The sequence below is a fragment of the Enterobacter sp. HK169 genome (assembly GCF_001719105.1).
Taxonomy (GTDB): domain Bacteria; phylum Pseudomonadota; class Gammaproteobacteria; order Enterobacterales; family Enterobacteriaceae; genus Enterobacter; species Enterobacter asburiae_B.
Map to the genome: position 1 here is coordinate 436,545 of NZ_CP017087.1, position 13,144 is coordinate 449,688.

At 56.5% G+C, this 13,144-nt stretch carries 14 protein-coding genes; 7 read left to right on the top strand and 7 right to left on the bottom strand.

Translation table 11 applies throughout. The annotated features are described in order from the left end of the window. Positions 1–28: 28 nt before the first annotated feature. Positions 29–2,467, bottom strand: a complete 2,439-nt coding sequence (ynfE, locus tag EnteroDNA1_RS02205; protein WP_069302748.1) for a selenate/tellurate reductase subunit YnfE — start codon at positions 2,465–2,467, stop codon at positions 29–31. Positions 2,468–2,598: 131 nt separating this feature from the next. After that, positions 2,599–2,865, bottom strand: a complete 267-nt coding sequence (locus EnteroDNA1_RS02210; protein ID WP_029739394.1) for a DUF1161 domain-containing protein — start codon at positions 2,863–2,865, stop codon at positions 2,599–2,601. A 104-nt stretch (positions 2,866–2,969) separates the two neighbouring features. Between EnteroDNA1_RS02210 and EnteroDNA1_RS02215 the strand changes: the two genes are divergently transcribed. Continuing rightward, positions 2,970–3,680 (top strand): YnfC family lipoprotein, encoded by a 711-nt coding sequence (locus EnteroDNA1_RS02215; RefSeq protein ID WP_033145401.1) that lies wholly within the window; start codon positions 2,970–2,972, stop codon positions 3,678–3,680. A 17-nt stretch (positions 3,681–3,697) separates the two neighbouring features. On the opposite strand, the gene speG is transcribed toward EnteroDNA1_RS02215, so the two are convergent. Together speG and EnteroDNA1_RS02225 are read right to left on the bottom strand one after the other, a co-directional pair. Continuing rightward, entirely contained in the window at positions 3,698–4,258 is a 561-nt protein-coding gene (gene speG, locus EnteroDNA1_RS02220) for a spermidine N1-acetyltransferase (RefSeq protein WP_023311549.1), read from the bottom strand. Further along, complete coding sequence (locus EnteroDNA1_RS02225) at positions 4,258–4,596, bottom strand: DUF1283 family protein (protein ID WP_023311550.1); 339 nt, start codon at positions 4,594–4,596, stop codon at positions 4,258–4,260. The genes speG and EnteroDNA1_RS02225 overlap by 1 nt, the downstream gene beginning before the upstream one ends. A gap of 152 nt (positions 4,597–4,748) precedes the next feature. Here EnteroDNA1_RS02225 and EnteroDNA1_RS02230 point away from each other — a divergent pair, with 152 nt between their 5' ends. From EnteroDNA1_RS02230 to EnteroDNA1_RS02250, 5 genes are all read left to right on the top strand, one after another. Beyond that, complete coding sequence (locus EnteroDNA1_RS02230) at positions 4,749–5,075, top strand: YnfA family protein (RefSeq protein WP_021241222.1); 327 nt, start codon at positions 4,749–4,751, stop codon at positions 5,073–5,075. A gap of 110 nt (positions 5,076–5,185) precedes the next feature. Further along, positions 5,186–6,400, top strand: coding sequence for a D-mannonate dehydratase ManD (gene manD, locus EnteroDNA1_RS02235; RefSeq protein ID WP_032657497.1), 1,215 nt, complete (start codon positions 5,186–5,188; stop codon positions 6,398–6,400). 14 nt (positions 6,401–6,414) lie between these two features. Further along, a complete protein-coding gene (locus EnteroDNA1_RS02240) occupies positions 6,415–7,434 on the top strand; it encodes a Zn-dependent oxidoreductase (RefSeq protein ID WP_064672412.1) in 1,020 nt (339 codons plus the stop codon). A gap of 73 nt (positions 7,435–7,507) precedes the next feature. Then, complete coding sequence (locus EnteroDNA1_RS02245; RefSeq protein WP_069302749.1) at positions 7,508–8,875, top strand: MFS transporter; 1,368 nt, start codon at positions 7,508–7,510, stop codon at positions 8,873–8,875. 219 nt (positions 8,876–9,094) lie between these two features. Further along, positions 9,095–10,558, top strand: a complete 1,464-nt coding sequence (locus EnteroDNA1_RS02250; protein ID WP_069302750.1) for a mannitol dehydrogenase family protein — start codon at positions 9,095–9,097, stop codon at positions 10,556–10,558. Positions 10,559–10,601: 43 nt separating this feature from the next. Here EnteroDNA1_RS02250 and ydfZ read toward each other — a convergent pair whose 3' ends face one another. Next, a complete protein-coding gene (ydfZ, locus tag EnteroDNA1_RS02255; RefSeq protein WP_014883679.1) occupies positions 10,602–10,805 on the bottom strand; it encodes a putative selenium delivery protein YdfZ in 204 nt (67 codons plus the stop codon). A 288-nt stretch (positions 10,806–11,093) separates the two neighbouring features. On the opposite strand from ydfZ, the gene EnteroDNA1_RS02260 reads away from it, so the two are divergent. Continuing rightward, the gene (locus EnteroDNA1_RS02260; protein ID WP_033145406.1) at positions 11,094–11,525 is read left to right on the top strand and encodes a universal stress protein; all 432 of its coding nucleotides are present in this window, start codon (positions 11,094–11,096) and stop codon (positions 11,523–11,525) included. Positions 11,526–11,558: 33 nt separating this feature from the next. Here the strand turns inward: EnteroDNA1_RS02260 and EnteroDNA1_RS02265 are convergent, their stop codons facing one another. Continuing rightward, on the bottom strand, positions 11,559–12,245 hold the full coding sequence (locus tag EnteroDNA1_RS02265; RefSeq protein WP_023311557.1) for a GntR family transcriptional regulator: 687 nt from the start codon (positions 12,243–12,245) through the stop codon (positions 11,559–11,561). Positions 12,246–12,336: 91 nt separating this feature from the next. Further along, the gene (ydfG, locus tag EnteroDNA1_RS02270) at positions 12,337–13,083 is read right to left on the bottom strand and encodes a bifunctional NADP-dependent 3-hydroxy acid dehydrogenase/3-hydroxypropionate dehydrogenase YdfG (RefSeq protein WP_023292548.1); all 747 of its coding nucleotides are present in this window, start codon (positions 13,081–13,083) and stop codon (positions 12,337–12,339) included. Between the last annotated feature and the right edge of the window lie 61 nt (positions 13,084–13,144).

Below are 13,144 nucleotides of genomic sequence, written 5' to 3' on the forward strand. Positions count from 1 at the left end.
AATAAACCAGGGTCTCGCGTTTCACCCTCTACACCTTCTCAATCTGCACCAGATTGGTGTGCTGCGGGTTGCCTTTTGCCAGCGGAGAAGGTCGATGGGTCGTCAGCGTGTTGATGCATGAGCCGTGATCGATACGATCGCCATTCATATTGGCATCATGCCACGCTCCCTGGCCCATGGCGCTCACGCCGGGCATGATGCGTGGCGTGACTTTCGCTTCAATTCGCACCTCGCCGCGATCGTTAAATACGCGCACCGTATCGCCGTTCTTGATGCCGCGTTTTGCAGCATCGACAGGATTAAGCCACACCTCCTGGCGACAGGCCGCTTTCAGCACGTCGACGTTACCGTAGCTCGAGTGGGTACGGGCTTTGAAGTGGAAGCCAAACAGCTGAAGCGGGAACTGCGCGCGCTCGGGCGCATCCCAGCCGTCAAAGGTCGACGCGTAGACGGGCAGAGGGCTGATGGTCTCATCTTTTTCCAGCTCCCAGGTAGCCGCAATCTCCGCCAGCTTGCTGGAGTAAATCTCAATCTTGCCCGATGGCGTTTTCAGCGGATGGGCTTCCGGGTTCTCGCGGAATTTTTTATAGGCCACAAAGTGTCCGTTCGGATCTTTACGCTTATAAATGCCCATTTTTTTCAGCTCGTCATAGGATGGCAATTTAGGATCTTTTTCGAGCATTTTGGCATACAGGAACTGCAGCCACTGTTCCTGCGTACGTCCTTCGGTGAATTTCTGATGGATGTCCGGCCCGAGGCGTTTCGCCACTTCGCTCATCATCCAGTAGATCGGCTTACGCTCGAACTTCGGCGCGGTCACGGGCTGGAGGAAAATCAGGTAGCCCATGTTACCGGCATAATCGTTAGGAATAATGTCTTCCTGCTCGACGGTCATCAGGTCCGGCAACACGATATCGGCGTACTTCGCTGACGAGGTCATGAAGTTGTCGATGACGACAATCATTTCGCACTTGCTTTCGTCCTGCAGGATCTCGTGGGTTTTATTGATATCGGAGTGCTGGTTGATGATGGTGTTGCCCGCATAGTTCCAGATGAACTTAATCGGCACGTCCAGCTTATCCTTACCACGCACGCCGTCGCGTAAGGCGGTCATCTCCGGCCCGCGGGCGATGGCGTCCGTCCAGCTGAAGCAGGAGATTTGCGTTTTGACCGGGTTATCCGGTATCGGCATACGTTCGATGGTAATGGTGTAGGTCGACTCGCGCGCGCCGCTGTTACCGCCGTTGATGCCGACGTTTCCGGTGAGGATTGGCAGCATGGCGATGGCGCGGGACGTCAGCTCGCCGTTCGCCTGGCGCTGTGGTCCCCACCCCTGGCAGATATAGGCCGGTTTCGCGGAGCCGATTTCACGAGCAAGTTTGATGATGCGATCCGCGGGAATGCCGGTGATGCGTGAGGCCCACTCCGGCGTTTTCGCCGTGTTGTCATCGCCCTGGCCGAGAATGTAAGCTTTGTAGTGGCCGTTAGCGGGCGCGCCTTCCGGCAGCGTTTTTTCGTCATAGCCCACGCAGTATTTATCCAGCAACGGCTGGTCGACCAGGTTTTCGTCGATCAAAACCCAGGCAATACCCGCCACCAGCGCGGCATCGGTACCCGGACGTATAGGGATCCACTCGTCTTCGCGTCCGGCTGCCGTATCGGTATAGCGCGGGTCGATAACGATCATTCGCGCGTTGGACCGCTCGCGAGCCTGCTCCAGATAATAGGTAATCCCACCGCCGCTCATGCGCGTTTCCGCCGGATTATTGCCGAACATCACCACCAGTTTGGTGTTTTCAATATCCGAGGTGCTGTTCCCGTCGTTGCTGCCGTAGGTGTAGGGCATGGCGCAGGCGATTTGCGCCGTGCTGTAGGTGCCGTAGTGGCTCAGGAAACCGCCGTAGCAGTTCATCAGGCGCGCCACCAGCGAAGCGTAAGGGGAGGAGCGGGTGATATTGCCGCCGACAATGCCGGAGGAGTAGTTAATATACACCGCTTCGTTGCCGTATTTGTCGACCACGTCTTTCAGGCTGGCGGTGATAGCGTCCAGCGCTTCATCCCAAGTGATGCGCTCAAACTTGCCTTCACCGCGTTTGCCCACGCGTTTCATCGGGTAGTTGAGACGGTCAGGATGATTGATCCGACGGCGAATAGAACGACCGCGCAGGCAGGCGCGCACCTGATGGTTACCGTAAATATCTTCACCGGTGTTATCCGTTTCGACCCAATACACTTCGTCGTCGCGGACGTGCAGACGCAGCGCGCAGCGGCTGCCGCAGTTGACCGAGCAGGCGCCCCACACCACTTTATCTCCAGAAGGCTGGACGGCGTTCTTCACCGCCGCGGCGGCGCTTTTTAAGCCGAAAGGAAGCGAGATCCCGCCGGCGGCCAGCGCCAGAGAACCTATTGCCGTAGATTTCACGAGAGTTCGACGGCTAATTCCGCCGTGATGTTCAGTATCGGACATGGCTCACCCCATCATTATAATTACGTATTATTTTTCCCGAAATGATAACCGGGCTAATGATGGGGTGAGTGTTACTGATTTGGGGGTATTAAATCTTAATCCTCATCAAATCAAAGGGGATTGAGGGTAAATTACTGCGCTTCAGCAGCCCCGTTGCCTGTGCGGGTGTACAAAATTTTAAAGGTGTCGTTGGCGCAGTGGCCTACCACCTGAGTGCCCGCCTGGTCAGCCTGATCGTTCGGCACAATGCTCAGCGTAAAACCTGATTCAGGCACGCCGTTGTTGATAATTTTCTGCTGAATGTCGCTTTTCACGCGCTCGCAGGAATCCGGTGCCGCCAGCGCGGCCGTTGAGGCACTCATTAACAGCAGGGCGGTAATCCAGGGTAACCGTTTCATCTGTAGCTCCTTTTCTCTGTGTAGAGATTAATTTTAGCAGGCTTCGTGTAAACAACTGTATTTGCTAATATGATTGGGAATAATCTCCCTGTACGGTAATAAATGTGAAGAAATACGCAGCGATAACGCTACTGGCAGCAACACTGGTGGGGTGCGACAACAGCTCCGCGCCGCTGTCGTTTACGCCCGAGATGGCGAGTTTCTCGAACGAATTTGATTTTGATCCGCTGCGCGGCCCGGTGAAAGACTTCACCCAGACGCTGCTCAACGAGAAGGGCGAAGTGTCCAAACGGGTGACCGGCACCGTGTCGGCGGAAGGGTGTTTCGATACCCTGGAACTGCACGACCTGGAGGCCAATACCGGCGTGGCGCTGGTGCTGGATGCCAATTACTACCTTGATGCGGAAACCCAGCAGCGAAAAGTGAAGCTGCAGGGGAAATGCCAGCTGGCCGAACTGCCGTCAGCCGGGATAACGTGGGATACCGACGACAACGGTTTTGTGGTGGCGGCGCACGGCAAAGAGATGGAAGTGAAGTATCGTTACGATGCGGATGGCTACCCGCTGGGCAAAACCACCGTCTCGGGGGATCAGCACCTGTCCGTGCAGTCGACGCCGTCTAAAGACGTTCGCAAAAGAATGGATTACTCGGCAGTGAGCATGTTGAATGACAAGCCGCTGGGCAACGTGAAGCAGAGCTGCGACTACGATCGACACAATAATCCGGTGAGCTGCGACCTGACGATCACGGACGATAGCGTCAAACCTGCCGTTGAGCACAAATACACCATCAAAAACACGATTGAATACTACTGAGAATAAAACCGCGCAGGTTACTGCGCGGTCGGTTTCAGCAGGCTGGCGCCTGACGGCTTGTGCCCGGCAAGATGCTGATGCTGGAAGATGCACATGCGAATGGTATTGCGGTATTCGCCGTTGATAAAGAACTCGTGAATCAGCTCGCCTTCCACCATAAAGCCCAGCTTGCGGTAGATATGGATCGCTTTCTCGTTCTCTTTATCCACAATCAGGTAAAGCTTGTAGAGATTCAGAACGTTGAATCCGTAATCCATTGCCAGCTTCGCTGCCCGTGAGGCAAGGCCTTTTCCCTGATGCTCAGGGGAAATAATGATCTGAAACTCCGCCCGGCGGTGAACATGGTTGATTTCAACCAGCTCCACAAGACCGGCTTTTTCGCCTTCACACTCCACCACAAAACGACGTTCACTCTGATCGTGAATGTGCTTATCGTAGAGATCGGACAGCTCAACAAAAGCCTCGTACGGCTCTTCGAACCAGTAGCGCATCACGCTGGCGTTATTGTCGAGCTGGTGGACGAAGCGCAGGTCTTCACGCTCCAGCGGACGGAGCTTAACGTCGCAGGGCGCCGACATTATGGTGCTACCGTGCGGCCAGTGCGGCGATCCAGGCAGCGCAGGGTGTTTGGCTCCCAGTAGGCGTTGACGTTTGCACTTTGCTGACACTTATCGCGCGCGTCAAAAGCGACATCTTCTTTGTCCCACTCTTTTTCAGCACGTTTGTTGACCTTGTGACGAAGGCTGCGGGTGTCATTCCATTGTTCTTTGTCCATAGCGGCGTTCTGGCGGCTTTGCGCGCTGTCACCAGACTCAATAATGAGCTTGCTGGTTTCCGCTGTCGCAGAGGCGGCAAAGGCGAACGATGACAGCGCCAGCAGGGCTGTCAGACAAAGGCGTTTGCTTAATGTGGTCATAGCGTTTCCTTTTAAACGGGTGCAGATAATCAAGTTACCCCGAACAGATTCTACACCAAAGCGAAAAGACGTCATACCCGCGGTGCAAGTATGGAAAAGTAAAGGATATCATCAGGTATGATGTCTAAATAAATCCTCACCTGACGTGAAATATGCTCAAAACGACGCTGCTTTTTTTTGCCACCGCGCTATGCGAAATCATCGGCTGCTTCCTGCCATGGCTCTGGCTGAAGAAGGGGGGATCCGTATTGCTTCTCATCCCGGCAAGCGTCGCGCTGGCCCTGTTTGTCTGGCTGTTAACGCTGCATCCGGCTGCCAGCGGCCGCGTCTACGCCGCTTACGGTGGCGTCTATGTCTGTACCGCACTGCTGTGGTTACGCGTGGTGGACGGCGTCAAGCTCAGCGCGTACGACTGGGCCGGCGCGCTGATTGCCCTGTGCGGCATGCTGATTATTGTGGCGGGATGGGGGCGGGCCTGAGCCCCCGGTTTTGTGATCGTTAGCGGATTTTATGATCATTATACTTGTATGGTAGTCTGGTTAGTGGGTAAGTTTCCAGCATCACAACGAATGATGTAAGGAAAGGAACTATGAAGATTGTCGCGGCTGACGTGTTTGTTACCTGCCCGGGGCGGAACTTTGTCACCCTTAAAATCACCACCGACGAGGGTATTGTCGGACTCGGTGACGCTACGCTGAACGGGCGTGAACTCTCCGTGGCTTCCTACCTGAAAGACCATCTCTGCCCGCAGCTGATTGGCCGCGATGCGCACCGCATCGAAGACATCTGGCAGTTCTTCTATAAGGGCGCCTACTGGCGTCGCGGCCCGGTCACCATGTCGGCCATCTCCGCCGTTGACATGGCGCTGTGGGACATCAAAGCCAAAGCGGCCAATATGCCGCTCTACCAGCTGCTGGGCGGCGCATCCCGCGAAGGCGTGATGGTTTACTGCCACACGACCGGTCACACCATTGACGACGTGCTGGAAGACTACGCCCGCCATAAAGAGATGGGCTTTAAGGCGATCCGCGTGCAGTGCGGGGTGCCGGGTATGAAAACCACCTACGGCATGGCCAAAGGGAAGGGACTTGCCTACGAGCCTGCGACCAAAGGCGACTGGCCGGAAGAGCAGCTCTGGTCCACCGAAAAATACCTCGATTTCACACCGAAGCTGTTCGACGCGGTGCGCAGTAAATTCGGCTTCAATGAACATCTTCTGCATGACATGCACCACCGCCTGACGCCAATCGAAGCGGCGCGATTCGGCAAGAGCATCGAGGAATTCCGCATGTTCTGGATGGAAGATCCAACGCCTGCGGAAAACCAGGCCTGCTTCCGCCTCATTCGCCAGCACACCGTCACGCCAATTGCCGTGGGCGAAGTGTTTAACAGCATCTGGGACTGCAAGCAGCTCATCGAAGAGCAGCTCATCGACTATATTCGCACCACCATTACCCACGCGGGCGGGATCACCGGGATGCGTCGCATCGCGGACTTTGCCTCGCTCTACCAGGTGCGCACCGGCTCGCACGGCCCGTCGGATCTCTCGCCGGTATGCCACGCCGCCGCGCTGCATTTCGACCTGTGGGTGCCAAACTTTGGCGTCCAGGAATATATGGGCTATTCCGAACAGATGCTGGAAGTCTTCCCGCACAGCTGGCGCTTTGATAACGGCTATATGCATCCGGGCGACAGGCCGGGGCTGGGCATCGAGTTTGATGAAAAGCTGGCGGCGAAATACCCGTACGATCCGGCCTATCTGCCGGTGGCCCGTCTTGAGGACGGCACGCTGTGGAACTGGTAAACGAGGAGCGAACGATGAAAAGCGTAGTGATTCAACAGCCGAACGAACTGGTGATTGAAGAGCGGCCACTCCCGGCGCCAGGTGCAGGTGAAGTTCGCGTCAAAATCACGCTGGCGGGGATCTGCGGTTCGGACAGCCACATCTATCGCGGCCATAACCCGTTTGCGAAATATCCACGCACGATCGGCCACGAGTTTTTTGGCGTGATTGACGCCGTAGGCGAGGGTGTCGACAGTGCCCGTCTGGGCCAGCGCGTCTCGGTCGATCCGGTGATCAGCTGCGGACACTGCTATCCGTGTTCCGTCGGAAAACCGAACGTCTGCACCTCGCTGGTGGTGCTGGGCGTACACCGCGACGGGGGCTTCAGCGAATACGCGGCGGTACCCGCTAAAAATGCCTGGCCTATTCCGGATGACATTCCTGATAGGCACGCCGTCATGGTGGAACCCTTCACCATCGCCGCCAACGTGACGGGGCAGGCCAACCCTACCGAGCAGGACGTCGCGCTGATTTACGGCGCAGGGCCGATGGGGCTGGTCACCGTGCAGGCGCTGAAGGGCGTCTATAAGGTGAAGCAGGTTATCGTGGTTGACCGCATCGACGAACGCCTGAAAATGGCCCAGCGCAGCGGCGCGGACTGGGTGTTGAATAACGGCGAGCGGTCGCTGCAGGCCGCGCTGGACGAAAGGGGCATCAAACCGACGTTAATCATTGATGCCGCCTGTCATCCGTCGATTTTGCAGGAAGCGATTACCCTGGCCTCTCCGGCGGCGCGCATCGTGCTGATGGGGTTCTCCAGCGAGCCGAGCCAGATTGTCCAGCAGGGCATCACCGGCAAAGAGCTGGCGATCTTCTCCTCGCGCCTCAATGCTAACAAATTCCCGGTCGTCATCGACTGGCTGAAAAAAGGGCTGATCGACCCGGAAAAACTGATCACTCATGCCTTTGACTATCACCATGTAACAGACGCCATTGAACTGTTTGAGAAAGACCAGCGGCAGTGCTGCAAAGTCTTGCTCACGTTCGGGCAATAATCCTTTACGCGGTTAAGAGCCTGCGCAGACAGGCTCTATGTGGTACGCATCTTACCCTTCAGAGATAGCCATTATGACGCAAGCACAACCTCAAAGAACCACCTCCGACCTGGTGAAAGCCGCCGTTTCCGGCTGGCTGGGCACCGCCCTGGAGTTTATGGACTTTCAGCTTTACTCGCTGGGGGCAGCCCTGGTCTTTCACGAGATCTTCTTCCCGGAACAGTCAGCCGCGATGGCGCTGATCCTCGCGATGGGAACCTACGGCGCAGGCTATATCGCACGCATTGTCGGCGCCTTTATCTTTGGCAGAATGGGCGACAGCATTGGTCGTAAGAAGGTGCTGTTTATCACCATCACCATGATGGGGATCTGCACCACGCTGATTGGCGTCCTGCCGACCTACGCGCAGATCGGGATTTTTGCTCCCGTTCTGCTGGTAACGCTGCGTATCATCCAGGGCCTGGGGGCCGGGGCTGAGATTTCCGGGGCCGGGACCATGCTGGCGGAGTACGCGCCGAAAGGGAAACGCGGCATTATCTCCTCGCTGGTGGCGATGGGCACTAACTGCGGAACGCTGAGCGCAACGGCGATCTGGGCGGTGATGTTCTTTGCCCTCGACCGTGAAGAGCTGATTGCCTGGGGCTGGCGCGTGCCGTTCCTCGCCAGCGTCGTGGTGATGATTTTCGCCATCTGGCTGCGAATGAACCTGAAAGAGAGCCCGGTCTTTGAGAAAGTGAACGATGCACAAGCCGTACAGCCGGACACCTCGCTGGGTTCAATGGTGAAAAGTAAATCCTTCTGGCTGGCGACCGGCCTGCGTTTCGGTCAGGCGGGCAACTCGGGTCTGATCCAGACGTTCCTCGCCGGGTATCTGGTCCAGACGCTGCTGTTCGATAAAGCCATCCCGACCGATGCGCTGATGGTAAGCTCCATTCTCGGGTTTATCTCCATTCCGCTGCTGGGCTGGCTTTCCGATAAAGTAGGGCGCCGTCTGCCGTACATTATCCTCAATTTCTCCGCCATTCTTCTCGCCTACCCAATGCTGTCGATCATCGTCGATAAGAGCTATGCGCCGGGGACGATTATGCTCTCCATCATCGTTATCCATAACTTCGCCGTGCTGGGGCTGTTTGCGCTGGAAAATATCACCATGGCGGAGATGTTTGGCTCGCGAAATCGCTTTACCCGCATGGCTATCTCGAAAGAGGCGGGCGGTCTGGTGGCGGTGGGCTTTGGTCCGGTACTGGCGGGGATCTTCTGCAACATGACCGGCTCCTGGTGGCCGATTGTCGCCATGCTGGTGGCCTATTCCGTGATTGGGCTGGTCTCGGCGTTCCTGATGCCGGAAGTGCGCGACCGTGATTTGAGCGCGGCGCACGACGCAGCGGAGTCCGCGCCAGAGGAGAGTGTGGGTTACGGCGCGGTCTCCTCGCGACGCTAATGGTTTATAACTTACGTGACCTGTCACATAACTTTATCTTTATGTCACACCACATGAGCAAAAGTTAATATAAATCAAAATCTCAAACGGCAGTATCAGTATGGTTGATGGCAGTTATTTTTTTACCCCAACTGCCATTCTAGTTGGTGTAGTCAGCAGGCGCCGCCGCTTCAGAGGAGCGGCAGCGGTCCAGGACTTTCTAATTAACGAGTCTTAATCATGGAAAACACCTTATTACAGGCCAACGCGACGCTGCCTCAGTACGATCGCGACAGCCTTCAACCACGCATTGTTCATCTGGGTTTTGGCGCCTTTCACCGGGCGCACCAGGCGGTGTACGCCGACATTCTCGCCGCCGGGCACGGCAGCGACTGGGGCTACTGTGAGGTTAACCTGATTGGCGGCGAGCAGCAGATTGCCGATCTGAAGGCGCAGGATAACCTCTACACCGTGGCGGAGATGTCTGCCGACGCATGGACATCCCGCGTAGTTGGCGTGGTTAAAAAAGCGCTGCATGCGCAGGTTGACGGGCTGGAAAGCGTTCTGGCGGCGATGTGCGAACCGCAGGTGGCGATTGTCTCGCTGACCATCACCGAGAAAGGGTACTGCCATTCACCGGCGACAGGACAACTGATGCTCGATCACCCGTTTATCGTCGCCGACCTGCAAAACCCGCACCAGCCGAAATCCGCGCCGGGCGTGGTGGTGGAAGCGCTGGCGCGACGCAGAGCGGCGGGTCTGCCCGCGTTTAGCGTGATGTCCTGCGACAACATGCCGGAGAACGGACACGTGATGCGCAATGTGACCTGCGCGTACGCCCGGGCCGTAGACGGCGAGCTGGCGGACTGGATCGAGGCTAACGTCACCTTCCCGTCAACCATGGTGGATCGCATCGTGCCGGCGGTCACGCCCGATACGCTGGATAAAATCGAACAGCTGACCGGCGTGCGTGACCCGGCGGCGGTCGCCTGTGAACCGTTCCGCCAGTGGGTGATCGAAGATAACTTTGTGGCAGGACGTCCCGAGTGGGAAAAGGCCGGTGCCGAGCTGGTGTCAGACGTGATCCCGTTTGAAGAGATGAAGCTGCGCATGCTCAACGGCAGCCACTCGTTCCTGGCGTACCTGGGCTATCTGGCCGGTTACCCGCATATCAACGACTGTATGGAAGATGAGAACTACCGCTTCGCCGCGCGTGCGCTGATGCTTAACGAGCAGGCGCCCACGCTGAAAGTGAAGGGCGTTGATTTAGGTCGCTATGCCGATCTCCTGATTGCCCGCTACAGCAACCCGGCCCTGCGCCACAGGACATGGCAAATCGCGATGGACGGCAGCCAGAAGCTCCCGCAGCGTATGCTGGACTCCGTGCGCTGGCACCTGGTGCACCAGACCCCTTTCCCGCTGCTGGCGCTGGGGGTGGCTGGCTGGATGCGTTATGTCGGCGGCGTGGACGAGCAGGGTAACGCCATTGACGTGAGCGATCCACAGCTGGCGGTGATTCAGGCGGCGGTGAACGGAAGTGCGGAAGGCGAAAGCCGGGTCAATGCGCTGCTCGGCATTGAGGCCATCTTTGGTAACGAGTTACCGAAGGAGCCGCGCTTTGTGGCTGCGGTGATGGCCGCGTACCGGTCGTTGCTGCAAAAAGGCGCGAAAGCGACCGTCGCGCAGTACGCGTCTCAACGGTAGTTCAGCACATGCCGCCGCGCGCGGCGGCATGTCTGCGCACAGCTTAGTGCATTCCCAGGCGAATCAGCTCAATCGGCTCGAACTTACCTTCGCATCCTTCCACTTCAACCGTTTTGCTGCGGCGCACCTGCGCGGCATCCAGCCCGTCGCTGTGGATCGCTTTAATCACGCCAGTTTTGCCCGTGCCGCTAATCATGACGCGGCTGCCGGTGGTGATTGCATTGCGGTTACGGTCGTATGTCATCATGGTATTTTCTCCTCTCTAACCTGTTCGTTACGGCGCTATTTCGGGTTATGCCGTTCACGGGGCATATAAATACGCCTGTCCGCGCTTCATGTTTTTGTTTTTGATCAAACTCACACTTTTTTCTTTATTTCGTCGAGCGCTGACGGTTCAGGACGGTAATTTACAAAGTGGACCGTTATTTTCATTAATTGATAGTTTCGACAGGGAAGCGTTGAGGGTTGGTTTATATTCCGGATGTCATCCTGTGTGCAGGAAATAACCCTTTCATTGGAATAAGGAGTCAGGCTTATGTATAAGAACATTTTGATGCCTGTAGACGTGTTTGAAATGGATTTGAGCGACAAAGCGGTTCGCCACGCGGCAAGCCTTGCGAAGGCTGAGGGCGCGTCGATTACCCTGGTCAATATTCTGCCTGCCAGCAGCCGGTCTCTGCTGCGCGGTTTCAACGCCGATATAAAAAAGTTTGAAGAGTATATGACTGCAGAATCCGGGAAGAAAATGAACGAGTTAAAAAGACTGTTCGATATTGCCCCTGAAAATATTCACAGCATGGTGCGTTTTGGCAACGTCCGGGATGAAATTATCAAGCTGAGCAAGGAGGGGAAATATGATGCGATTGTCATCGGGTCGAAAAATCCGAGCATCTCCACGCATCTGCTGGGTTCAAATGCGGAATCTATTCTGCGCTACGCTACGATCCCGGTGTTAGTCGTTCGCTAATCACCTCGCCGCACCCGAAAGGGGCGGCGCATATTACTCTTCGCTAAACCACTCGCTATTTTCCTGACGAATCAGCTGCACGGATTCGCTAATTTCCTGCAGATGCAGCGTCATCGCTTTTTCCACACCGTCCGGGTCGCGTTTTTCCAGCGCGCTGAAAATATCATGATGCTGTCGGAGCAGCATTTCCGGCGGGGAGACGTGATCGAGGCTCATATAGCGCACGCGGTCAATGGTGGCCTTGATGTTCTCGATGGTGTCCCAGGCCAGCTGACAATCCGCGATCTGCGCCAGCTTCTGGTGGAATTCATCGTCAAGCTGGAAGAAATCATTGAGCTGCTTACGGTCAATCGCAATACGCTGCTGGTGCAGGTTCTGCTCCAGCTGGTAACACTGGTTGTCGTTGATAAGCGTTGCGGCACGGCGCGCCACCGCGCATTCAATGGCCTGGCGAACGAAACAGCCGTTGCGTACCTGAGAGAGTGAAATTTTGTTCACGTAGCTGCCGCGCTGCGGGCGGATCTGAATCAGTCCGTTCTCAGCAAGCTTAATAAACGCTTCACGTACCGGCTGACGGGAAACGTCAAAACGCACAGACACCTCTTTTTCAGAAAGCGGCGTTCCCGGTGGGATCAGGCAATGGACAATATCACGTCGCAAAATGCGATAGATTTGCTGGTTAACGGGCTGGGTGGGATTGAGTTGCGATTCAGCGGCCATGAGTTGTCATTTCTCAGAGAGTTAGCCTGAACATACTACCATTCTTTTATAACCCGAAACAGACCCGGCCCGCAGGCCGGGAAGGGCAGATTTAGCCACGATGGACGCTAAGTCCGGCAAAACTCTGGCTGACGGGCATCATTTCCACGGTATTGATGTTGACGTGTTTTGGCAGCGTTGCCACCCACCAGACCGTTTCGGTCACATCTTCCGGCGTCAGCGCGTTCGCATTTTCGTAGGTTTTATCCGCTTTCGCGTCATCGCCTTTGAAACGCACGTTGGAAAACTCGGTGCCGCCCACCAGGCCCGGCTCGATATCGGTAACGCGAATGGCGGTGCCGTGCAGGTCGGTACGCAGGTTAAGGCTGAACTGGCGCACAAACGCCTTCGTTGCGCCATAGACGTTGCCGCCCGCGTAAGGCCAGCTTCCGGCGGTGGAGCCAATGTTGATAATGTGGCCGCGGTTGCGCTCGACCATGCCAGGCAGCACCGCGCGGGTCATATAGACCAGCCCTTTGTTGTTGGTGTCGATCATGTTTTCCCAGTCTTCCACGCTGGCTTTGTGGGCGGGCTCCATGCCCAGCGCCAGACCGGCATTGTTGACCAGCACGTCGATGGCGCGCCACTCGGCGGGCAGGTTGGCAATCATCTCTTCAATGGCCGCGCGGTTACGCACGTCCAGCTGCGCGGTCAGGATGCTGTCGCCTAATTCGTCCTTCAGCTCCTGAAGGCGCTCCTGACGACGGCCCGTGGCAATAACCTTGTGCCCGTTGGCGACGAAGCGACGCGTGATGCTTTCACCAAAACCTGCCGTTGCCCCGGTAACTAAAATAATCATCTCACTGTTCCTCAACGCTTTTTGTGTTGTACTAACATAGCACGGCCGCAGAGGGTGCGTT

Coding starts and splice junctions, on each gene's coding strand:
- ynfE (WP_069302748.1), bottom strand. CDS start 2,467: ATGTCCGATACTGAACATCACGGCGGAATTAGCCGTCGAACTCTCGTG.
- EnteroDNA1_RS02210 (WP_029739394.1), bottom strand. CDS start 2,865: ATGAAACGGTTACCCTGGATTACCGCCCTGCTGTTAATGAGTGCCTCA.
- speG (WP_023311549.1), bottom strand. CDS start 4,258: ATGTCGGCGCCCTGCGACGTTAAGCTCCGTCCGCTGGAGCGTGAAGAC.
- EnteroDNA1_RS02225 (WP_023311550.1), bottom strand. CDS start 4,596: ATGACCACATTAAGCAAACGCCTTTGTCTGACAGCCCTGCTGGCGCTG.
- EnteroDNA1_RS02230 (WP_021241222.1), top strand. CDS start 4,749: ATGCTCAAAACGACGCTGCTTTTTTTTGCCACCGCGCTATGCGAAATC.
- manD (WP_032657497.1), top strand. CDS start 5,186: ATGAAGATTGTCGCGGCTGACGTGTTTGTTACCTGCCCGGGGCGGAAC.
- EnteroDNA1_RS02240 (WP_064672412.1), top strand. CDS start 6,415: ATGAAAAGCGTAGTGATTCAACAGCCGAACGAACTGGTGATTGAAGAG.
- EnteroDNA1_RS02245 (WP_069302749.1), top strand. CDS start 7,508: ATGACGCAAGCACAACCTCAAAGAACCACCTCCGACCTGGTGAAAGCC.
- EnteroDNA1_RS02250 (WP_069302750.1), top strand. CDS start 9,095: ATGGAAAACACCTTATTACAGGCCAACGCGACGCTGCCTCAGTACGAT.
- ydfZ (WP_014883679.1), bottom strand. CDS start 10,805: ATGATGACATACGACCGTAACCGCAATGCAATCACCACCGGCAGCCGC.
- EnteroDNA1_RS02260 (WP_033145406.1), top strand. CDS start 11,094: ATGTATAAGAACATTTTGATGCCTGTAGACGTGTTTGAAATGGATTTG.
- EnteroDNA1_RS02265 (WP_023311557.1), bottom strand. CDS start 12,245: ATGGCCGCTGAATCGCAACTCAATCCCACCCAGCCCGTTAACCAGCAA.
- ydfG (WP_023292548.1), bottom strand. CDS start 13,083: ATGATTATTTTAGTTACCGGGGCAACGGCAGGTTTTGGTGAAAGCATC.